The organism is Streptomyces sp. NPDC034037 (assembly GCF_055575715.1).
Genome location: NZ_JBVISC010000002.1, coordinates 186,470 through 207,939, shown reverse-complemented (window position 1 = coordinate 207,939; position 21,470 = coordinate 186,470). Strand labels below are relative to the sequence as shown.

17 protein-coding genes are annotated in these 21,470 nt (G+C 71.4%); 5 read left to right on the top strand and 12 right to left on the bottom strand.

Features of this window, described 5'->3' with window-relative positions:
- Positions 1-54 precede the first annotated feature (54 nt).
- Positions 55-1,248 (bottom strand): amidohydrolase, encoded by a 1,194-nt coding sequence (locus ACZ516_RS06705; protein ID WP_361083109.1) that lies wholly within the window; start codon positions 1,246-1,248, stop codon positions 55-57.
- 222 nt (positions 1,249-1,470) lie between these two features.
- On the opposite strand from ACZ516_RS06705, the gene ACZ516_RS06700 reads away from it, so the two are divergent.
- Positions 1,471-2,709, top strand: coding sequence for an FUSC family protein (locus tag ACZ516_RS06700; protein WP_469009607.1), 1,239 nt, complete (start codon positions 1,471-1,473; stop codon positions 2,707-2,709).
- A gap of 175 nt (positions 2,710-2,884) precedes the next feature.
- Here the strand turns inward: ACZ516_RS06700 and ACZ516_RS06695 are convergent, their stop codons facing one another.
- Positions 2,885-3,676: an inositol monophosphatase family protein gene (locus ACZ516_RS06695; protein WP_469008876.1), complete on the bottom strand. Its 792-nt coding sequence runs from the start codon at positions 3,674-3,676 to the stop codon at positions 2,885-2,887.
- Between the two features lie 150 nt (positions 3,677-3,826).
- Positions 3,827-4,732: an NADP-dependent oxidoreductase gene (locus ACZ516_RS06690; RefSeq protein ID WP_469008875.1), complete on the bottom strand. Its 906-nt coding sequence runs from the start codon at positions 4,730-4,732 to the stop codon at positions 3,827-3,829.
- A 227-nt stretch (positions 4,733-4,959) separates the two neighbouring features.
- Here ACZ516_RS06690 and ACZ516_RS06685 point away from each other — a divergent pair, with 227 nt between their 5' ends.
- Positions 4,960-5,316 (top strand): MerR family transcriptional regulator, encoded by a 357-nt coding sequence (locus ACZ516_RS06685; protein ID WP_358911906.1) that lies wholly within the window; start codon positions 4,960-4,962, stop codon positions 5,314-5,316.
- Positions 5,317-5,432: 116 nt separating this feature from the next.
- Positions 5,433-5,756 (top strand): hypothetical protein, encoded by a 324-nt coding sequence (locus ACZ516_RS06680; protein WP_469008872.1) that lies wholly within the window; start codon positions 5,433-5,435, stop codon positions 5,754-5,756.
- Between the two features lie 39 nt (positions 5,757-5,795).
- On the opposite strand, the gene ACZ516_RS06675 is transcribed toward ACZ516_RS06680, so the two are convergent.
- The gene (locus tag ACZ516_RS06675) at positions 5,796-6,560 is read right to left on the bottom strand and encodes a metallophosphoesterase family protein (protein ID WP_469008870.1); all 765 of its coding nucleotides are present in this window, start codon (positions 6,558-6,560) and stop codon (positions 5,796-5,798) included.
- A gap of 330 nt (positions 6,561-6,890) precedes the next feature.
- On the opposite strand from ACZ516_RS06675, the gene ACZ516_RS06670 reads away from it, so the two are divergent.
- On the top strand, positions 6,891-8,441 hold the full coding sequence (locus tag ACZ516_RS06670; protein WP_469008869.1) for a peptide ligase PGM1-related protein: 1,551 nt from the start codon (positions 6,891-6,893) through the stop codon (positions 8,439-8,441).
- A gap of 94 nt (positions 8,442-8,535) precedes the next feature.
- On the opposite strand, the gene ACZ516_RS06665 is transcribed toward ACZ516_RS06670, so the two are convergent.
- The 8 genes from ACZ516_RS06665 to ACZ516_RS06630 all read right to left on the bottom strand — a co-directional run bounded on the left by ACZ516_RS06665 (position 8,536) and on the right by ACZ516_RS06630 (position 17,805).
- Complete coding sequence (locus tag ACZ516_RS06665) at positions 8,536-9,279, bottom strand: alanyl-tRNA editing protein (RefSeq protein WP_467466025.1); 744 nt, start codon at positions 9,277-9,279, stop codon at positions 8,536-8,538.
- Between the two features lie 132 nt (positions 9,280-9,411).
- Positions 9,412-9,711 (bottom strand): AzlD domain-containing protein, encoded by a 300-nt coding sequence (locus tag ACZ516_RS06660; RefSeq protein ID WP_358578378.1) that lies wholly within the window; start codon positions 9,709-9,711, stop codon positions 9,412-9,414.
- Entirely contained in the window at positions 9,711-10,475 is a 765-nt protein-coding gene (locus tag ACZ516_RS06655) for an AzlC family ABC transporter permease (protein WP_358578376.1), read from the bottom strand. Before ACZ516_RS06655 ends, ACZ516_RS06660 begins: the two co-directional genes overlap by 1 nt.
- On the bottom strand, positions 10,475-12,775 hold the full coding sequence (locus ACZ516_RS06650) for a pyridoxal-phosphate dependent enzyme (RefSeq protein ID WP_469008867.1): 2,301 nt from the start codon (positions 12,773-12,775) through the stop codon (positions 10,475-10,477). The genes ACZ516_RS06655 and ACZ516_RS06650 overlap by 1 nt, the downstream gene beginning before the upstream one ends.
- Complete coding sequence (locus ACZ516_RS06645) at positions 12,765-13,694, bottom strand: GHMP family kinase ATP-binding protein (RefSeq protein ID WP_469008866.1); 930 nt, start codon at positions 13,692-13,694, stop codon at positions 12,765-12,767. Before ACZ516_RS06645 ends, ACZ516_RS06650 begins: the two co-directional genes overlap by 11 nt.
- Before the next feature lie 28 nt (positions 13,695-13,722).
- Positions 13,723-15,207, bottom strand: coding sequence for a lyase family protein (locus ACZ516_RS06640; RefSeq protein WP_469008865.1), 1,485 nt, complete (start codon positions 15,205-15,207; stop codon positions 13,723-13,725).
- 4 nt (positions 15,208-15,211) lie between these two features.
- A complete protein-coding gene (locus tag ACZ516_RS06635) occupies positions 15,212-15,925 on the bottom strand; it encodes a class I SAM-dependent methyltransferase (RefSeq protein WP_358578366.1) in 714 nt (237 codons plus the stop codon).
- On the bottom strand, positions 15,916-17,805 hold the full coding sequence (locus ACZ516_RS06630) for an FAD/NAD(P)-binding protein (protein ID WP_469008862.1): 1,890 nt from the start codon (positions 17,803-17,805) through the stop codon (positions 15,916-15,918). The genes ACZ516_RS06635 and ACZ516_RS06630 overlap by 10 nt, the downstream gene beginning before the upstream one ends.
- Positions 17,806-18,285: 480 nt before the next feature.
- Between ACZ516_RS06630 and ACZ516_RS06625 the strand changes: the two genes are divergently transcribed.
- On the top strand, positions 18,286-21,432 hold the full coding sequence (locus tag ACZ516_RS06625; RefSeq protein ID WP_469008861.1) for an amidohydrolase family protein: 3,147 nt from the start codon (positions 18,286-18,288) through the stop codon (positions 21,430-21,432).
- Positions 21,433-21,470 lie beyond the last annotated feature (38 nt).

Genomic DNA, 21,470 nt, shown 5'->3' with positions numbered 1-21,470 from the left:
GCCCGGCGCCGTGCCGCGACGACCGGCGGCACCTGCGGGGACGCCGGTCCTCCCTCACCGTCCTGCCGCCGCCTTCCGGCGGTGGCAGGACCAGGCCCGCTCGGGCACATCCGTACGGAGCAGGACGTCGGCCGCCGTGCTCGCCAGCGCGTACGCCGCCGCCAGCATGACCTCGCGACCACGCGGCCCGGCGGCCGCCGCGGCGAACTCAGGCGTATGGTCCGAGCCGTCGGGCCCCATGATGGCCACGAACGGATGGATCGCGGGTACCCGGGTGCTGACGTTGCCGATGTCGGAGGACCCCAGATAGACCCCCGCCTCGGGTTCCGTCAGCCGGATGCCGGCCCTCTCCAGGTGCCCCGCGAACAGCCCGGAGAGCACGTCGTTGTCGCGGAAGTGCTCGTAGCGGGCGGCCACTTCGGCGACCTCCGCCTTCGTCCCGGTGGCCAGCGCGACGCCCTGGGCGCATGAGCGCAGCTCCTCCACCAGGTCCGCCAGCGCGGAGGCGGTCGCACCGCGCAGACCGAACAGCCCTTCCGCGTACTCGGGCACGATGTTCGTCGCCCGGCCCCCCTCCGTGACGATGCCCTGGACGTGCGAGCCCGCGGGCAGCCGCCGGTCAAGGACGCCGAGCGTGTTGAACAGCTGGATCAGCGCCCCCAACGCGTCGATGCCTTCCGTGGGGTTGCCCGTCGGGTGCGCGGCCCTGCCGTGGAAGCCGATCCGTACCTGCGCGCTCGCCGTCAGGGGCGCCCACGACCAGTCGTACACGCCCGGGTGGAACATCAGCGCCGCGTCCACCCCGTCGAACAGGCCCGCCGCCACCTCCGCGACCTTGCCGCCGCCACGCTCCTCCGCCGGTGTCCCGACCGCCAGCAGGGTCCCCCCGGCCTCACCGAGCGCGGCCCGCGCGGCGAGGGCCGCCCCGAGGCCCGCCGCCGCGATCAGATTGTGCCCGCAGGCGTGCCCCAGCTCCGGCAGCGCGTCGTACTCCATCAGCAGGGCGACACGCGGGCGCCCTTCGGCGGTGGCCGCCGTGCCCGTACGGGCGACGAAGGCGGTCGGCAGCCCCGCGGCGCCCCGCTCCACCCGGAACCCCTCCCGTTCCAGCTCGTCCGCCAGGAGCCGGGCGGCGCGATGCTCCTCGTAGGCGGTCTCCGGTTCGCCGTGCAGCGCGAGACTCACCTCCCAGAGCCGGTCGGCACGGGCGGCGACCTCCCGCTCGACGCGGGCGTAGACGGAATCCATGTCCATATCCATGTGCGGGGGGTGTGACACACGACCTCCTCGAACCGAACCTGCGCGGTTCCCGGGCAACGACACGGGACGTGTTCCACGGATGCCCGGAGCCCACACGGGAACGGGATCAGGCTCTCGGCGGCACTGCGCGGCGGGCGGTGCGGGCAGGCGTCCGGGGCGTTCCAGGTGCCGAAGCGCGGTGAAGCGATCATGATCGGGCACGTGAAGGAGATGCCGGATGTATCAGCACCCGTGATCAAACTGGTGCGGCGGACCACCGAACCCGTCGCGGCGCAGACGCTGCGGTCCACGGCCGCCGCCGTCATCTCCTTCGGTGTCGCGCTGAAGTTCCTGCCCGCGCAACCCGCTCCGCTGACCGCCCCACTGACCGCTCTCCTCGTCGTCCAGGTCACCCTCTACGCGACGCTCACCACCGGAGTCCGGCGGGTGAACTCCGTCGTCGTCGGGGTCCTCATCGCCATCGGGTTCACCGCCCTGGTCGGGCTGACCTGGTGGAGCCTCGGTCTGACGATCTTCACCTCGCTGATCATCGGCCGTTTCGTGCGGGTGAACGAGTTCGTGCCCGAGGTGGCGATCAGCGCGATGCTGGTCCTCGGCGTCTCCCAGGCCGCGTCGGCGGCCTGGCACCGGGTCCTGGAGACGCTGATCGGGGCCGGCGTGGGCCTGCTGTTCAATCTGCTGTTCGCGCCCCCGGTGTGGACGCAGTCGGCGGGGACGTCCATCGACGGGCTGGCGCGCGGGATGGGCCAGATGCTCCGCACCATGGGCACGGAGATCGCCGGGGGCCACCTGCCCTTCCCGCACGCGGCCGCCCGGCTGCACGAGGCGCGGCAGCTGGACCACGACATCGTGGAGGTCGACGCCTCGCTGCGGCAGGCGGAGGAGAGCCTGCGGATGAACCCGCGCGTACGGGAGGGGCTGCTGTCCCGGGTGGTGCTGCGGACGGGGTTGGACACCCTGGAGATCTGCGCGGTGGTGCTGCGGGTGCTGACGCGAAGCCTGACCGACCTGGCGAAGTTCCGTACGGAGGAGTCACTGTTCCCACCGGACGTGTCGGCCGACCTCCAGAAGCTGTTCGAGCAGATGGCCGAGGCCCTCGAGAGCTTCGCCCGGCTGATCACCACCCAGGTGGCGGCCAACGCGGAGGAGGCCGAGGAACGGCTGACCGCCGCCCTGGCCGCGAGCCGGGCCACCCGGGACCGGGTCGCCGACCTGCTGCTGGAGGACGTGCAGGAGCACCCCCGGCAGTGGCAGCTGCACGGCGCGCTGCTCGCCGAGATCGACCGGATCCTCGACGAGCTGGACCTCGACAAGCGCACCGAGCGCCTCATGCAGGAGCTGGACCGCCGCTCGGCGGAGCTCAGCGAGCGCCATCCGCGGCTCGCGGCACTGCGCCGGCGACTGCGCGGCGAGAGCGGCGCGGAGCGACGACCGGCCGTGGAACCCTGAGTCGGCTGACGGGCCGGCGCTTCCTCTGTGTGGCGGCGGGGCTTCCCGCGCCGGACGCTCGCCGAGCCGTTCTCCCGGCTGGCCGTCCGCAAGCACGGTTCACCACTCCACGAGATGATCCTCCGTCAGTAACCCACCGTGCTCGGGCCGCAGTTGTTGTGTCTGTGGCGCGGCTTCAGCTATGGATCATCGACATCAGCAGCTGGTGGCTTTCGCCGTCGGCGGCCACCACAAGTCCGCGGCCTGTCTGTCCGATCGGGGCGCCGTCGATCCCGGTGACCACGCAGCCGGCCGCCTGGCACAGAGCGATGCCGGCAGCGAAATGCACGCTCCCTGACAGGTCGGCGCCATCCGTTACGTATGCGGCGCGCTTGCCGGCGGCGACCCAGGCCAACGCCAGAGTCGTCGACACGACCCGGGGCCGGAACCGTGCCACGAACTGGTGCTGGGCCAGCAGGTCCACAGCCCGGAAGCCGGGCGCGCTGGGGAACGGCGGATCCAGGTTCATGTCCACGAGTCGGGTGGCGGACGAGGGCACCAGCCGGGCATCGGCACCATGGTGTCGCACCCAGGCGGTCACCCCGTCGGTGAAGAAGACCTCGCCACTGAACGGATCGGCCACTGCGGCCGCACCGCCGCGCAGCGCCACGTTGACGGCCACGAGCATGTTGCCGACGGCGTAGTTGAGCGTGCCGCACAAGGGATCCACCAACCACTGGCGCGCCGCCCCGGCGGCACCCCGCTGTCCGCCTTCTTCACCGAGGACACCGTCGTCGGGCCGGGCAGCGTGGATGATGCCGAGGATCCTCTCCTCCGCGCGGACATCGGCTGCGGTGGCGAAGTCCCCGGCACCCTTCTCCGTGCGGGCGAGCCGCTGGCCGTACAGGTCGCGCACCACGTCCGCACCGGCACGTGCCGCAGCTATCGCTACTCCGACGTCGTCGAGGCCCGCATACGAGTTGATCACGCTACGCAGGATATCGGCAGCCGAGGCTCAGATCTCTGTCTGCTGGCCCAAGGCCTGTGCCAGGACCGGTGGTTGACGCCACTTGCAGGTCGGTTCTGACTCCACCCGGTGCGGGGGAGACCCGACGAGGCGCCATGGAGATCGGCCCGCTCAGACGCAGATCACGATCTTTCCTCGGGTGCGTCCGCGCTCGGCGTGCGCGTGGGCGTCGGCGATCCGCTCCAGGGGGTAGACCCGTTCGATACGGGGTGTGTAGCGGCCTTGTCCGCCCAGTTCCGCCGCCGCGGTCAGGAGAGTGGAATCGTTCTCCGCGTTGACCACATGCGTGCCCAGGCGCTGCCCGCCCGCGTGGTCGGCGACCGTCGCGACGCGCTTCGGGTCGCCCGCGATCGCGACGAGGTCGTCCAGGGAGCCGGAGGCCGCGGTGTCGAGCACGATGTCGACGCCGTGCGGAGCGAGGGTGGTGAGGCGCTGTGCGAGGCCGGGACCGTAGGTGGTGGGAACGGCGCCGAGAGAGGTCAGGAACTCGTGGTTGCGTTCACTGGCTGTCCCGATCACCGTGGCACCTCGCGCCACCGCGATCTCGACCGCCGCGCTGCCCACGCCTCCGGCGGCGCCCTCGACGAGAAGGGTGCGCCCCGCGAGGGAGCCGAGCGCGTTCAGTCCCCCCATCGCGGTCACGGAGGCGAGACCGGCACCAGCGGCCTGCTCGTCGTTCCACGTGGTGGGGGTGTGCGCCCAGGCCGAGAGGACGAGCAGCTCCGCGGTCGCGCCGGTGACACCGCCCAGCCCGAAGACCCGGTCGCCGATGCTCACCCCGCGCACCCCGTCGCCGATCTCGTCGACCACACCGGCGCCGTCGCGCCCGGGAATGGCGGGCAGCTGAAGGGGAATCAACTGGTGCAGGGCGCCGGCGCGCAGCTTCCAGTCGATGGGATTGACGCCGGCCGCCACGACCCGGACACGGATCTCACCGGGCCCGGGGTGGGGGTCGGGGGCCTGCTCGATCACCAGAGTCTCCGCTCCGCCGTATTCGTGGAACCGGGCTGCGCGCATACGGATCTGCCTCACTTCGACGGGCCGGAATGACGTCTTCGTCCGACGCTCGTCACTCTAAAACCTGACGTTGACGTGAGGTGCAAGTCCCAACTGCCGCCCGGCTGGAGGAGGGGGGCACGGGCGGGTGGGGTCGCCGAGCGGGCGGGGGCGAGCATGGAGCCGGTATTGCTAGCCTGAACCTGACGTCGACGTGAGGTACGAGCGGGAAGGGAGCGACCTGCGTCATGCGCATCGGACAGCTCGCCAGACGGTCAGGGGTCAGCGTGCGGGCCCTGCGCTACTACGAGGAACAGCGGCTCCTGGAATCGGCGCGGACGCCCGGTGGGCAGCGGGACTATCCCGACGAAGCCCTGGAGCGGGTCCAGCTCATCCAGGACCTCTTCGCGGCCGGCCTCTCCAGCCGTACGGTCGTCGAACTCCTGCCGTGCGTGAGCACCGGCGTCGCGACCCCCGCCATGCTCGACCAGCTCATCACCGAACGCGACCGCATCGCCGCACGCATCCAGGACCTGACCCGGGCCAAGACCAAACTCGGCCGCGTGATCGAGAACGTGACCGCGGCGAAGGTGGCGCAGGACTGACCAACTCGCCGCGAGGGGTAAGGCTCCGTACATCGCTTCAACCCGTTTGCAGGAAGAGGCGTGCGTACCGCAGCGGCTTCAGGCCGCGGAGGCCGCGAGTGGGCAGAATCGTTCACGTGGAAGCACATCAGTCACCGGAGAAAACCCCCGACGGCCACTTCGTCGTCATCAAGGGTAGGAAATGGCGGGCGACCGACCCGCTGATCCCCGAGGAGACCGCCGCTCGCCTTCGCCACCACCTCATGGCGGCTCGCCGCGCGGTGCGCTCCGCGACGACGGCGGGCGACACCCACGCGGAGCGGGCCGCGCGCGCACGCGTGAACCAGGCCAAAGTCGCTCTGGGCGAACGGGCCACCCCCTGGTGGGAGCAGTCGCAAGACGAACGCCGACAACGCTGGGAACAGGGGCTGGCACGCCTCGACGCAGAGGAGCAGGGCTGATCGGGCGCAGCACGTACACCAAACGAGCCGCCCGGCGGCTTAATGGCTGGGTTGGTCGCATCCGTCCCGTGGGGCGAAGGCGGCGAGGGCGTCGGCGTCGGACGCGCGAGCGTGCAGAAAGTAGTCTGCCCACTCGGTGATTCCTGGATAGGACGACTCCCGGCTGAGCTGGGCGGCTGCGGCCCGAAGGTCGAAGTGCGTTGTGCGCAGCTCTACGCCCGGGCCCAGAAGGGCCCAGTGTGCTCCAGTTCGTCCGTAGGGCATGCCGATGCTGCCGGGGTTGATCACGAGCCGGCCGTGGGCGAGGCGGACGAACGGCATATGGGTGTGGCCGCAGACCACGGTGCGGATGTCAGTGTCGAGTCCGCTGAAGACTTCCTGCCAACGGTCGAGGCGGGAGTCGACCAGGACGACCTCCTCGTCGTCGCGAGGGGTGGCATGGCAGAACAGCACCCTTCCCAGGCCGTGCACGGGGAGCGTGAGTGAGCGTGGAAGCGAGTCGAGAAGGTCGAGATGCTCCTCGCGGAGTTGCTCGGCTGCCCAGGGGGAGATCGGGTCGGGGATCGTGTCACGTTGTCCCCGGCGCAATTCGAGGAGTTCACGGTCGGCGTTGCCGCTGATCCAGCTGACGCGGTCACCGAGGCCGACCAACCGATCGAGAACCTGAGTCGGTTGCGGACCGGCGGTGATGTCACCGGTGAGCACGATGCGATCGGCGGTACTGACGTCGGGTTCGGCGAGCACGGTCTCCAGGGCCGGCAGGACTCCGTGAATGTCGGACAGGACGGCTACTCGGTTCAGCATGCTCACCACTGTGGGGTGTGGACAGCCGAGTGGTGTGATCGTTCGCCCGGGGCGTACTCCAAGACAGGGGCGGGCGGCGCCGGCGAAGAGGTCGGCCGTTCGGGCCGTCCGTTCCTCTCACCCGTCACGCGAATCGCCCCTGGTAACGTACGCTCTGCGTTTGCGTCGTAACAGAAAGTTGCCAACTGCTACTGCCTTTCCGTCCCTTCGGCATCGCGGCGCGCGTTCTCTCCTGTGACGGAGTGGCCTTGTGGAGGAGAAGATCGTGGAAGCCCAGCACGCTCTGCCGGTCAACGACCCGGTCAACGACCCGGCCGTCGGCGCGGCCGCATGACGGCGGCCTCGCGCCCTCGCCCGGCCCATGTACACATCCAGAGCCGGGAGTGCGACCCGGAGATCCTGAAACGGCTGGCCGGTGCCGCGTACTTTCCGGAGCGGCTGCTCGGTTCGGCGATCATCGACACGGTGTGCCGGTCCGACGGCGACCTCCTGTACGTCGCCGCCCCGCGAGTGCTGGACGCCGACGAACAGGTGGGCTACTACCTGGGACTGCTGGGCGCCGACTGCGGTGAGGCGCGGGGCCGGGTGCGCATCGTGAGCCTGGACGACGCGGGTTCCCGATGGCTGAGCGAGAAGGTCCTCGACGCGGAGAACCCCCAGGCCGCACAGGTCCGTGCGGCCATCCGCGCTTTCGTGAACGACCGTCAGCGCGCCGGTGCCGACGTCCGGCTGTGTTACTTCGAACCCTCGGCACCGCTGGAGCGCTACGCCCGCGAGCTGGGAGTCCCGGGCGACCAGCCGCATTCGTCCCACATCCCGCTGGGCTCCAAACACACCGGCCGCAGGATCTTCGCCGAGGTCGGCGTGCCCGTCCCCGACGGTTCCCCCGCCCCCTGCGACACCCTGCACGGCCTCGCCGAGGAAGTGGCGCGGATGGTACGGGCGGGGCACCGTACGGTAGTCGTCAAACTCGACGACCCCGCCTCCGGAGCCGGCCTCGGCAACGCGCTCCTCGACCTCGACGACGTGGAACCCTCACTCGGCGCCGCTACGGACGATGCCACGCTGGTCCGACGCCTGCTCGACGTACTGCCCCGGGCCACCCTGGTGGACACCAACATCACCTGGGACGACTACGTACGCACCCTGGAGCGGACCGGCGCCGTCGTGGAGGAGTGGATCCAGGACGACACCCTGCGTAGCCCCAGCTTCCAGGGCAGGATCACCGACGCGGCCGAGGCCGAGGCGGTCTCCACGCACGACCAGGTGCTCGCCAACCACGGCCAGAGTTACGTCGGTTGCCGGTTCCCGGCGAGCGCCGAGTACCGGCACACGCTCATCGACTACGGGTTGCGCATCGGCCGGGCGTTGCGGGAGCGGGGAGTGGAAAGGGGCGACTACGGGGTCGACTTCCTGGCCAGGCGGACCGGCGACTCCTGGCAGCTCCTCGGATGCGAGATCAACCTGAGGTCCACCGGCACCAAACACGCCTTCGGCATGGTCACGGGACTCCTCGGGACACGCGCCACGCCGGACGGCCGACTGGTCGTCAGCGGCCCCGCGCCCCACGGCGGGCCCGGGGAACAGGAGCGGGTGTACGAGGCATCGGACAGCATCATGGACCCCCGTTACAAAGGGCTGCGGCCGGCCCAGCTCATCCGAGCCGTCACGCGCTCGCCCCTGGCCTGGGACCCCGAGCGCGCGACGGGTGTGGTGCTGCACATGATGAGTCCCACCGCCGAGGTGGGGAAGTTCGGCGCCGTGTGCATCGGGGCCGACCAGACCGAGGCCGCGTCCCTCATGCGGAAGCTGCGCGAACTGGCGGACTCCCTCGCCGCAGAACCGCGCCAGGGGCTGCCGGTCGGACGTTCCCGCCGGTAGCGGCTGCCGGACGGGGGCGGGAAACGTCCCCCGGACGGGGCCCCGGGACACAGCCCACCCGCCCGCACGGGCCGCTCCCGAGCCCCCCGCCCCCTCAAGCGTCGAGCCGAATCCGCACCCTACGGTTCTGGCGGCCCTTGCTCTCCACCTTGGTGACGGTCACGTGCCCCACCTGACGGGTGGACGCCACATGGGTGCCGCCGTCGGCCTGGACGTCCAGGCCGACCACGTCGACCACGCGGACCTCCGGCAGGTCCGGCGGCGCCACGAACTGGGTGCGGACCAGATCCGGGATCACCTGCGCCTCATCCCTGGACAGGACCCGGACCACGATCTGCCGGTCCGCCTCGATCTCCGCGTTCACCGCGTCCTCCAGGCTCTGCTTGAAGCCGGGCGGCACCTCGGGCAGGTTGAAGTCCATCCGGGCCTCGCCCGGCTGCATGTTGCCGCCGGTCACCAGCGCTCCGAAGTCCCGGAACACGGTGCCGCAGAGCACATGGAGGCCCGAGTGCGTCCGCATGAGAGAGCTCCTGCGCCCGTCGTCGAGCGCGCCGGTGACCTGGGTGCCCGCCGGGGGCACGGGATCTCCGGGGGCGGGCAGCAGGTAGAGGTCGTCGCCCTTGCGGGTGCCGACGACACGGGTCTGGACGCCCTGCCAGATCAGTACGCCGTGGTCCGGCGGCTGACCCCCGCCGCCCGGGTAGAACGCGGAGCGGTCCAGGACGACCCCCGCTTCCGGATCGGCCGGGTCGGACCACAGGACGGTGCACTCCCATTCCCTGAGTGTGGCGTCCTCCCAGTCCAGACGATGTGTGCGGCCGTGATGACTGATCCCCATCGATGCTCGGAGGCGCGGCGCCCGTCGAGCGGGCCCGCCCCCCTCTCCTTTCCGTGTTCCTGTGCTGATCCGCCGGTGCGAGATGCGCACGCTGCATACCGAGAAGGCCCCGCCGTGGTTACGCCTCGCAGGTCACCACCAGAGCCTGACGAGCGCGGCGCTCCCCGCACCCAACGCCACCACCAGCAGGAAAGGGGCCCGCAACAGGGCCGCGACGAAAGCGACACCGAAGCCGAGCGCACGGGCGTCCAGCACGAGACGCTGGTCGGTGGTGAAGGTCTGCACCGCGACGAGAGCGGCGAGCAGCCCCACGGGAAGCAGCGCGGAGATCGTCTGCACCTGCCGCCGCTCCAGGACCGAAGCCGGTACGTACAGCCCGGCGAGCTTGAGGAGGTACACCCCCGCCACCCCGAGGACGATCGCGGTCCACATCAGTTCTCACGCCCCTGTTCGCCGGCCCCGCTCTCCGCCGCGTCCGCGCGGCGCCGCCTCATCAACAGCCCGGTGACGCACGCGACAAGACCCGCCACCAGCACCGGCACCCCGGCGGGCAGGACGAGCGTGGTGGCGACGGCCGTCACCGCCGCGCCCACGGCCACCGCCCACAGGCGCGGCCCCCGCAGCCGGGGCATCAGGAGCGCGATGAACGCGGCCGGCGACGCCACGTCGAGGCCGAGGACCGCCGGGTCGGGCAGGGCCTCGGCACCGATCGCCCCGGCGAGCGTGGCCAGGTTCCAGAAGACGAAGACCGCCACGCCCGTGCCGTAGAAGGCCAGCCGCGACGCGCGCTCCGTCGGCCGGCCCATCGCCATGCCGGCGCTCTCGTCGAGGACCAGGTGCGCGGCGAGCACCCGTCGCGCGCCGCGCACCCGCAGCAGCCGGGACAGCGACAGGCCGTACAGACTGTTGCGCACCCCGAGCAGCGTCGCCGTGGCGGCGCCGGTGAGCGCGCTGCCTCCCGCCCCCAGGACCCCGATCACCGCGAACTGCGACGCTCCGGAGAACATCAGCAGCGACAGTACGCAGGACTGCGCGACGGTGAACCCGGCCGTCACCGCCAGCGCGCCGAACGAGAGCCCGAGGGCGCCGACGGCCAGCCCGACGCCGACCGAGTCACGCAGCAGCGCGCTCCGCTGCCGGGGCCAGTCCGCCTCGGTCTCCCCGGGGGTCTCGACCTCGGTGTTGCTCACCAGCATCACGTATCCCTGTCCTGCACCGCTCTCGGAGCCTCCACCACCACTTCGAGTTCGGTCCGCGCCTTCGCACAGGCCGCCACGGCTTCCTCGGCGGTCTGTGCCCGGGCGATCACGAACCCAAGCCGATGGTAGGCGTTGCGCGCGGGCCCCACCCGCTGTTCCGGCGAGGCGGTCACCGTCACCTGCTGGACGCCCTCGACCGCGCGTGCCGCCTCGACCCCGTCCACCCGGGCCAGGATGCCGGACCTGTCCGTGACAAGGAACTGGATCGCCGCGACGCCGTCCGGTTCGGGCACGGGGTGCGGCTCACGCCCGAGTGCGATCCGCAGTTGCTGCTCCTGCATCCGCAGCCCGGTCGTCAGCCGGACCAGTTCGGGGATCATGCCGCCGGCGGGACGTGCGTTGATCTCGATCACCACGGGCCCCTCGGCGGTGAGCCGTATCTCGGTGTGCGCGGCGCCGTCGGTGAGACCCACGGCCTCCAGGGCGCGCAGGGCGGCACCGGTCAGGTGCTCCGCCGTGGCCCGGGGGAGCGGGGCGGGGAAGACATGGCCGCGTTCGACGAAGTACGGGGGCCCGGCGAGGTGCTTCTCCACGATGCCCAGGCAGTCGGTCTCACCGTGCCGGCTGATGGTCTCGACACTGAACTCGGGCCCGTCGAGGTACTCCTCCACCAGGACGGCGCCCGCGGTGCGCTGACCGCGTACGTTCCTCTCCTCGGCCAGAACGACCCGGGCCTGGGCAAGGGCCTGCGACACCTGAGTACAGAGCAGCACATGGTTCGAACCGCTGTCGTCGACGGGCTTCACGACGCAGGGCAGGCCGGTGCGGGCCACGGCCTCGGTGACCGCCTTCTCCAGGTGTTCGCCGGCGGTCACCACGGCGAAGCGGGGCTGCCGGATGCCCGCGTCGGCCAGCCGCCGCCTGCTGCGGGACTTGTCCCGGCAGACGGCCACCGCGTCGGCCGGACTGCCCGGCAGGCCCAGCCAGTCGGCGATCTCGGCGGTGGGGGAGAGGTAGAAGTCGCTCGTGGTGGTGATCCCGGCGATCTGCTCCCGGCGGAACTCCCGCAGGATCGTGCGCCGCAGCTCGGGCAGGGAATTGGTGTCGCAGGTGATCACCTCGGCGCCGGTGTCCGGCAGGCCCCGGTACCGCGCGGGGTCGTTGGTGAGCAGGGTGGGGCGCAGGGCGAACTCCTGGGTGAGTTCGAGGGCGAGCATCCCGGTGCCGGTGGTGTTGGACTCGATGAACAGCAGCCGCTGCCCGTCGTCCGAGCGGTCGATGTCCGCGGCGCGGGACCAGGTCTCGCTGACGTCCCCGGCCCGCGCCGAGATCGGTGCGGGGGACGACGACCTGGGCAGCGCGTCGAGCTCCTGGGCGGCCCAGTACGCGTCGTCGTAGATGGTGTCGACGTACCGGTCGCCGCGGTCCGGGAGGATGCCCACGATCCGGGTGCCGGGCTCGGCGTGCGCGGCGACGTGCCGCACGATGTGGTAGACGGAGCCCGAGGTGTTGCCCGCGAAGATCTGCTGCTCCCGGGCGAGTTCACGGGTGGCGGTGAGCGCCTCCCGGTCGTTGAGCCAGTGCACCTCGTGGATGAGCCGTCGGTCGAGATTGCCGGGCAGCAGGCTGTTGCCGAGCCCGCTCTGCCGCCGTCCCGGCCGGTCGGGCTGGCCGAACAGGACGCTCCCGACGCTGTCCACGCCGACCACCTTGAGATCGGGCATCGTCCTGGACAGTGCGCGTGCCGTGCCGCAGAGCGACCCGCCGCTGCCCACGGACCCGACGAGGACGTCGAAGTCACCCAGGTCGTGGCGTAGTTCGGCGGCCAGCGCGCGGTACGCGGCGGGGTTGTCGGGGTTCTCGTACTGTTCGGGCCAGAACGCGCCCGGAAGGTCGGCGCGCAGCTGGTGCAGGAGTTCGAGTCGGGCGCTCTGCCAGCCGCCGCCCGTCATCGCCTCCACGATGTGCACCTCGCAGCCGAGGGCGCGGAGCTTGGCCAAGGTGATCCGGTCGATCCGGGGGTCGGTGACGATGTGGACGTGGTGCCCCAGCGACGCGCCGACCAGGGCTACGCCGAGGGCCATGGTGCCGGAGGAACTCTCGATGATGGGCGCGCCCTCGGCGAGGACGCCGCGCTCGCGGGCCCGCAGGATGATGTTGCGGGCGACGCGGTCCTTCATCCCGTACAGGTTCTGGAACTCCAGCTTGAAGTACACCTCCACGCCGTCCGCCGCGTCGACGGCGGCCCGAACCAGCGGGGTGTGACCTATGGCGTCCGTGACGCTCTCAAAGAGCATGTTCGTCTCCAGCGTGGCCGGCGGGGTGCGTGGCGGGTGAGGGTGCGGACGCGTCCGCGCCCAGCGAGCGGAAGACGCTGACGGTGCCCGGCAGTTCGGCGCACCAGGCGCGGGCCCGCTCGATGCGCGCCGGGTCCTCGTCGCGGGCCTCGCCGAGCAGGATGCCGAGGTAGGTGCCGCTGTGCGCGATCACCAGGCCGAGGCCGCCGACCTCGCGGCAGATCTTCCTCATGCGGTCGAAGCGGAAGTCGGGCTGGGGTCCCAGGTGGAGTTTGGCGCCGAGGGTCGTGATACGTCCTACGGTGGCCAGGTCGCCGGAGCGGATCGCCGCGGACAGGCCGTCGAGCAGGGACGCGTACCTGTGCCGTGTACGCCGGTCGGGGGTCGGCGCCGCGCGGTTGAAGCGGACCGTGTCGACCATGCCGCCCGCGTCGTGGGCGATCACGGTCAGCGGCGGGAGGAAGCCGAGGCGCTCCCGCAGGCGCACCTCACGGTGGTGGTAGCTGACGATCCCGGAGTACATGACACCGTCGGAGGGTTCGATGCCGCGCAGGAACTCCTCCGTCGTCTCCTCGTCCAGGTCCTCGCCGAGGGCGTCGGCGACGGCCCGCGCCGTGGCGACCAGGTCCGCCGAGGAACTGGCGAGGCCCTTGCCCTCCGCGAGGCCGCCGCTCAGTTCCAGGGTGCCGCCGACCTCATGCCCGTAGGCGCGCAGCATGCGGGTGGCCAGCAGCCGCGACTTGGCCTTGCCCGGCGGGTGCACCGAGACGCCGCCGCCTCCCGCGGCCGGCCTGAAGACGGCGGTCGACCAGGTGTCGAGGGGAAAGGTCACCAGGAAGCGCTGCGCGTCCGGCAGCATCCCCTGGAGCAGCTCGCCGAAGGTTCCGTTGGCGGCGCCGAAGCCCGCGTCTTTCAACACTGCTGTGCCCTCCCCCCGTCCGCCGTGCTCAGGCGATGCCCAGCCGGCGGTCCGTCTCGGTCATGGAGTCCTGTACGCGCCCTTGCCTCGTGTCCCATGCCGTCGCCGTGTCCCGCCAGCAGTCCGCCTGCGCCGCGAGCAGTTCGCGGACCTCGGCGGGCCGGGTCGAACCGGAGGAGCGCTTCTGCCGGATGCTCGCGGAGACGTCGAACGCCTGCGCGAGCGCCTGTTCGGGTGCGCCCAGTTCGTGGCCGTGCTCCTTGGCGACCCGCTGGAGCAGGTCGGGGCGGAGGTCCTGGGGCGCCGCCCCCTGTTCGAGCGCGGCGAGGATGTACGCGCCCGCCACCACCTGTGCCGTGCGCCAGGGCACCCCCTCGTCGAGCGTCAGCCGGTTGGCCAGGGTGAAGCCGCCGTAGTAGTCGCGGGCGCAGGCCGCGGACATCCGGTCGGTGCGGAAGCGCAGCTGCTCCATGACGGCGGTGGCCAGGGCCAGGGTGGAGCGTGCCGTCAGGAAGGCGGGCAGGATGTGGGCGCCCGCCTCCTTGGACACCTCGACCGAGTTCGAATACGCCGTGTTCCGCTGCCCGGTGAGGGCGTCGACGTGGAACGCCGCCAGGTGCCCGGTCCTGCCCCGGATGCGTTCGAGGAGGGGGAAGTTCTTCTTCTGCGGCATCGCCGAGGAGATGCCCGCGTAGGCGTCGGGCAGGTCGATGAAGCCGTACTCGCTGCCGCCCCAGGCGATGAGGTCGGTGGTGAAGCGGCTCAACACCGTGCCGAACTGCGCGAGTTCACCGGTGATCCGCAAGGCCCAGCCCCGTGAGGCCACCGAGACCAGGGCGTGCGGCTGCGGCCCCGCGAATCCGAGCAGTTCGGCGGCGCCCTCCCGGTCCCAGTCCAGCTCCTGGCCCGCCATCGCGCCGGCGCCCAGCGGGCAGCGGTTGATCTCGTCGTAGGTCGCCAGCAGCCGCCGGGAGGCTGCCACCACCTCTTCGGACAGGGCCGCCAGGTAGTAGCCGACGGTGATGATCTGGGCCGCCTGGCCGTGGGTGTACCCGGGCATCACCGTCTCGGTGTGCTTCGCGGCCACCCGGTGCACGGCCTGGCCGAAGGCCAGCAGGGACCGTGCGGTCATAGCCAGTTGGTGGCGGGCGAACATGACCTGCGCGCAGGCCTGGAGGTCGTTGCGGCTGCGGTCCACGTGCCAGGCGGGGACCGGGGAGGCCAGGTGGGAGTCCACCTGGCGCTCGATTGCGAAGGCGATGTCGGACATGTTGCGCTCGGGGTCGGCGGTGAGCGTGTCGGCGGTGACCCCCTGGAGGGCCAGGCCGATGCGGCGGGCCTGGTCCGGCGTGAGGATGCCCATGCGCCGGTACTCGACGGCGAGGACCTTCTCGATGGCCACGTACCACGGCAGGAGGTGTTCGACCTCGAAGGCGAACTGCGGGGCGAGCACCTCGTCGTGGAGCAGCCGGTGGGGCCCGGAAGCGATCCGTCCGGTCAGTGGTGTGTCCAAGGGGCTACCGGCTCCTCTTGCGGAGGGTGAAGGCGAGGCTCTCGTGCTCGTGGAAGTAGGGGCGGTACCCGGCGTGCGGGGGCTCCATCCAGCGCAGTTGCTCCACCGCGCTCACCTCGTCGCTCAGCCCGCACGCGGCGAGGTAGGCGTCCAGGTCGGGGCGGTCGTAGAACTTGCAGTAGAAGTCGGCGTGGTCGCGGTACTCCTTGGGGCCGATGGCGACCATGCCGGGGTCGGCGACCTGGCAGTCCCCCATGGTCCACATGTTGGCCACGATGTGGCCGCCGGGCCGGCAGACGCGGTGCAGCTCCTGAAGCGCCTTCTCCGGTTCGGTGAGGTGACCCAGCAGGTCCCAGCAGAAGATGCCGTCGACGGAGTCGTCGGGCAGCCCGGTGGCGAAGACGTCGGTCTCGTGGAAGACGACGTTGTCGGCGGCGGCCTTGGCGACGACCGTACGGGCGATGCCCATGGCGTTGAGGGAGGTGTCGCCGGCGAGCACCACCGTGGCGGCCTGCGCCAGCGGCGGCAGGTTGCGCCCGTCGCCGCAGGGCAGGTCGAGGACGACGAAGGCCGAGTGGTCGGCGAAGAGCTTGGCGGCGTTCACCACGTAGGGCACCGGCGGGTCGCCCCAGAGGTTGGCGTGCCCGTCGAGGCGGTAGGCGTCGTTCCACTGCCCCTTGGCGAGCTCGTCGGCGGCGGACACGGAATTCACAGGCACGATGTCTCCTTGGGCGCGGGGCGTACGGGGTCATCCGCACGCTGTTCTCGGGTGAACTGGCCGAACATGTCCGTGACGCAGCGATGGGCGTCGACGAAGGCCCGGGAGTAACCCGGGGTGGGGATGAGGTGGTTGTAGAACGTGGCCCCCTCGGTCAGCGGGCCGATCAGCCAGAGCCGCCGGTGGCTTGTGCCGTCCGGGCCGACGGGGTGCAGTGCCTCGTCGACGTCGGCGGTGGCGACCCGGTCGCTGCCGGGCAGGAGCGGGCTGAGCACCCGGCGCCGGTGCAGCGAGCGCACCAGCGGGCTCGCCGATGCCGCCAGGGCGGGCCAGGGCGCGTTGCCCGCGCACAGCCAGTCCACGCTCTCGTGGTGCGGCTCTTCCAGGCGGGTCGAGGCGAGCGTCCAGCGGCCGGCGTCCTCGCCCTGTCCCGGGGCCACGAGAGGGGCGGGCCCCAGGGGGAAGCGGACGATGCCGGCGTCGGCGAGCGCGAGGAGCTCGGCGTAACGTTCCTTCTGGGGGCCGACCACGGCGCGGTTCATCAACGGCACCGTGCGGCACAGGAACTCTTCGAGTGAAGAGCCGGTCAGGCCGCGGAAGTTGACCGCGTCGCGCAGGATGTCGCGCACCTCGCGGACGGCTTCCAGGGCCGCCTTGACCGGACTGAGGGTCAGACCCTTGTCGGCCTCGGCGAGATCGTCGCGCACGGTGTCGGTGAGCCAGCGCTGGTACGAGGCGCTGTCCCGCCGGTCCATGGTCGCGGAGGGGTCCCACAGGGCGGTCGGATCGAAGACGCCGTGCACCTGGTCGAGCAGGTCGAGCGCCGCGGTCAGTTTGCCCGAGGCGGTCGCCTGGACGAGGTCGGCGGCCACCGCCTCCTCGGCGGCCGGCCCCTCCTCGACCAGGGTCCGGCAGCGGTGGTAGGCGATCCGCATCTCGCTCATCAGCAGCGGCAGGAGCCGCTCGTCGAAGTCCAGCGGGCCGGCCGAGCGCAGCGAGGCCACGACCTCACGGGTGAGGGCGACGGGCTGGAAGCGGCTGGTCATCTCCGGGCGCCTGGGCCGCACCCGGAAAGGCATGCCGGACCGGGAGTACAGCACAATGCGCGGCTCGGCCCCACCGGCCAGATAGCGGACCCGGCCGGATTCCCGCGAGAATGTTCCGCCTCGCCCGACCGTCAACGCGGCGACCGTGTCCATGGCCGAAAGGCCGAATCCGCCGACGGCCACCGAACTGCCCGGTTCCACGGCCGCCACGCTCTCCGGCAGCGGATAAGGATCGGTCACGCGACGCAGTACCGTCCCCGGATTTCCCCGCAGTTTTCCCGGCCGTTCATTGCCGACGTGCCCGAGGGTGAGAAAGGCGAAGTCCGTCTCGATGAGCGTTCCGTCCGCGAGAGTGATTCTCGTGGTGTCGGTCTCCTCGTCCGGTGCCAGGTCGACCGCCGCGGAACGGTGCAGTCGTATGCGTACGTGGTCAGGGGCCAGGCGGCAGGTCCGCTCGAAGAACCACCGCAGGTACTCGCCGAGCACCCGGCGGGGCAGGAAGTCGTCCGGCGCGATGGCGCGGCCCGTCGTGCTCACCGTACGGCCGTCCGGGCCCAGTCTCAGGCCGCGCTCCGTGACCCACTCGTACAGCCCCGGGCCTTCCTGGGCGCTCTCCGCGCCCACGGACTCCTTCCCCGGGAACATGGATATCTCGCCGCAGAGAGTATTGAGGAGGAGATAGTCGGGCTGATCGGTCGCGTGCAGCCCTTGCCCCGAGGAGAGGGGATCGATGACGTCCACCCGCACGGCGGAGAGGGAGGCGGAATTGCGCGCCAGAGCGACGATCCGTTCCAAGACACTGCACCCTCGGGACCCCAATCCGACAATGCACACCCTTAACTCGGCCGCCACTCAAACCCCCGTAATCTGGAATACCGAGAAGTAACCGAATATCGAGAACCTGGCCGCCCCACCGTACACACCGGACTCGTCGGCGTTCAATGACGCGATCGAAATTAGGCGCATTCGACGCCCTCGACCGGGAGATGATCTATGTCGTCACCGTAAAGCCGACACAGTCAGCGGATACTTCCGGTCCTGCGCGCCGAAAGCAAGTACTCGGATTCGGCCAGAGTGGCTTCCCGCCCCTCTTCGGCAGGGCCCAGCGGTCTCTTTCGCGAGGTCATAGCGGAATGCACGGGTCTTCCCGGAGTCGCCCGCCCGCAGGCGAATCCGGCCATACCCGGGCCGAGGGGGGCCGGGGGCGGCGCGCGGGTTCCGCCGTTCGTGGCGCGCCCCCTACCCTCCCGACTTGTCCCCGCGCCAGTGGGCAGTAACGCACCACACGAGACTCCGGGAGCAACGTTGCCATCGATGCCACGCAGACATTTCCTCCAGAGCGCCGCGGGCACGGCGATCGCGGGAGTGGCGGTGCCCGCCGTCCCGGCGGCCGTCGCGGCCGCCGCCCCCCAGGACGCCGCGGAGCGGACCGTCCGACTGCGCTTCACCGCCACCACCAACGGCGCCGCCACCCCGGCCCGCCAGCGGTTCCTCGCCGAGGTGCAGAACGTCCTGTGGTCGTTCGCCGACGACGGCCGGCCCGCCATCGCCCTCACCCCGCCCGACCTCGAACCCACCCGCCCCGCCGTCTCGCCCGACGGCCGCCAGGTGGCCATGGCCTGCTTCAAGGGCGGCCAGTTCCACATCTGGGTCATGGCCGTGGACGGGACGGGACTGCGGCGGCTGACCGAAGGGCCCTGGGACGACCGGGGCCCCGCCTGGTCCCCGGACGGCTCGAAGATCGTGTTCTCCTCCGAGCGCGGCGGAGACCCCGTCAAGGGCAGCCCGTACCGCATCTGGACCGTCGATCCACACGGCGGAAAACTGACCCAACTCACCGGCCTGAAAGGGCAGTCGGGGCCCGGGCAGGATGTTCCGTACGAGGACTTCGACCCCACCTGGTCCGCCGACGGCAGCCGGATCGTCTTCGTGCGGGGGAGCCTCGACCAGACGGTGCTCAGGTCCAGGACGCTGGCGGCCGTGCCCGCGGTCGGCGGGCCCGTCACCGTCTGGCACGCCGAGAGTGAGCCGGGCAACCTCCAGGTCCCGGTCTTCTCGCCCGCCGGGCGCAGCGCCTGGCTGCGCACGGTGCAGCTGGTCGGGAAGTTCGAGCAGGTCATCCTGGTCGTGGACGGGAAGCCGGTCCCCGTCGACGGGGAGATCGCCGTCGCCCCGCCCCGCTGGCTCGACGAGGAGCGGCTCCTGCTCACCGTCGACGGACAGTTCCAGATCGTGCGCGCCCGAACGGGCGGCAGCGGACACGTGCTGCCGTTCGACGCGACGCTTCCCGTCGAGCGGCCCTCCTACCGCGTCAAGAAGTACGATTTCGAGCCGCGCGGCACGCGGAAGGTGCGCGGCATCCAGCAGCCGGCTCTCGCCCCCGACGGACGCTCCTTCGCCTTCGTGTCGCTGAACACCCTCTGGGTCCAGCCGATGTCGAGCAGCGGAAAGCCTCGGAAGGTCGTCAGGGCGCCGGCTGGTTCCTATGTGCAAGGGCCCACCTGGAGCCGGGACGGGCGTTCGCTGCTGTACGTGGACGACCGCGACGGGCTCAATGCCGTGCGCCGCCATGACCTCGCCACCGGCAAGGACACCGTCCTCGCGCCCGGCGGCCGCGTCCACGGCGCGCTCTCCCCGGACGGGACCCGGCTCGCCTGCCTCGACATGGCCGGCAATCTGCTCGTACGCGACCTCGGCAGCGGCACGGAGAAGGTGCTCGCCGCACCGATGGGCGGCGGCGGGCTGCCGGGGCCGCCCAGCTGGTCCCCCGACGGGCGGTACGTGGCGTACTGCGACCGCAACCGCCTCAACCTCCGCTTCCGCGAGGGCTACAACCTCATCAGGGTCGTCGACGTCACGACCGGAGCCTCCCGGCTCCACCCGCTGGCCCCCTTCGCCTCGCTCTCCGACCGGTACGCGTCGGGGCCCGCCTGGTCACCGGACGGCAAGTGGTTCGCCTGCGTCAGCGAGTCCGCGCTCTGGGTGCTGCCCGTGCGCCCCGACGGCACCCCGCACGGCGAACCCCGCCGCCTCGGCGACGAGGGCGCCGACCACCCCTCATGGTCCGCCGACTCCACATCCGTGCTCCATCTCGCGGACGGCGAAGTGAAGTTGACCCCGATCGACGGGGGCGGCGGACGCACCGTGCCCGTGCGAGTCAGCTATCGGCGCTCCACGCCCGTCGACACCCTCGTCCACGCCGGACAGCTCTGGGACGGCACCGGGTCCAGGCCCCGCGACGACATCGACATCCTCATCCGTGACGGCCGCGTCGCCGCCGTCGAACCGCACCGCGCCGGGCGCCGCGCCACCCGCTTCATCGACGCGTCGGACCGTACGGTGCTGCCCGGGCTCTGGGACGCGCACACCCACCCCTGGCAGTACACCTACGGGGCCCGCCAGTCCGCGCTGGAACTCGCGTACGGCGTCACCACCACCGTCTCGCTCGCCGGATTCTCCTACGAACAGGCCCGGTTGAGGGAGGACGTCATCGCCGGCAGGCTCGCCGGGCCGCGCCTGCTCACCACCGGCGAACTGCTCGACGGGCCGCGCGTCGCGTACTCCATGGGCCGCGCGCACCGCACCCCCGAAGGTCTGCGCCGCTCCTTCGCCCGCGGGGCCGCGCTGGACTGGGACTTCGTGAAGACGTACGTCCGGGCGCCGTTCGCGTACATGGCGGCCGCGGCCCGCTTCGGCCATGGGCTCGGGGTGCGCTCCGGCTCCCACCTGTGCTCCCAAGGGGCGCAGAGCGGCCAGGATCTGACGACGCATCTGTCCGCCACGGAACGGACCGAGTACGGGCACGGCGCCACCTCGGGGAACCGCACCCACCAGGACACCCGGGAGAACTACACCCACGGCCGCTTCAACCTGGTGGCGACGCCGTTCAGCGCCCTGCCGGCGATCCACGACCACCCGGACCTCGTCGACGACCCCCGCGTGACCGAGATGATGCCGCCCTGGGACCTGGCCACCGTCCGCGCGCAGGCGGCCAAGGTCCCCACGGACGCGGAACGGCTCATCCTGCGACGGGAGGTAGCCTCCTACCGGACGGTCGTGAAGGAGGGCGGCCTGATGGCGATCGGCACGGACACCCCGCTGACCCCGGTCGGCCTCCATCTGCATCTGTCCCTCCGTGAGCTGGTGGCCCACGGTTTCAGCCCGACCGAAGCCCTGCTGAGCGTGACCGCGGCGCCCGCGCGGGTCTTCGGCGCCGAGCGTGACCTGGGCTCGGTGACGGCGGGGAAGCTGGGAGACCTCACGATCGTCGACGGCGACCCCTTCACCGACTTCGCCGCACTCGTACGGGTCACCCAGGTCCTGGTCGGCGGCCGGCTCCATGAGCGCGCCGAGTTGGCGGCGCCCTACAAGAAGACGAAGGCGCCGAGGGATCGGGCGCCGGGCGCCCCGGACTGGAGGGCGGTGGGGGAGCAGATGCGCAGAGACGGGTGCTGCGAGTGACGGGGACGCCCCCGAGCCGAGCCCTGAGGGGAGGTGGC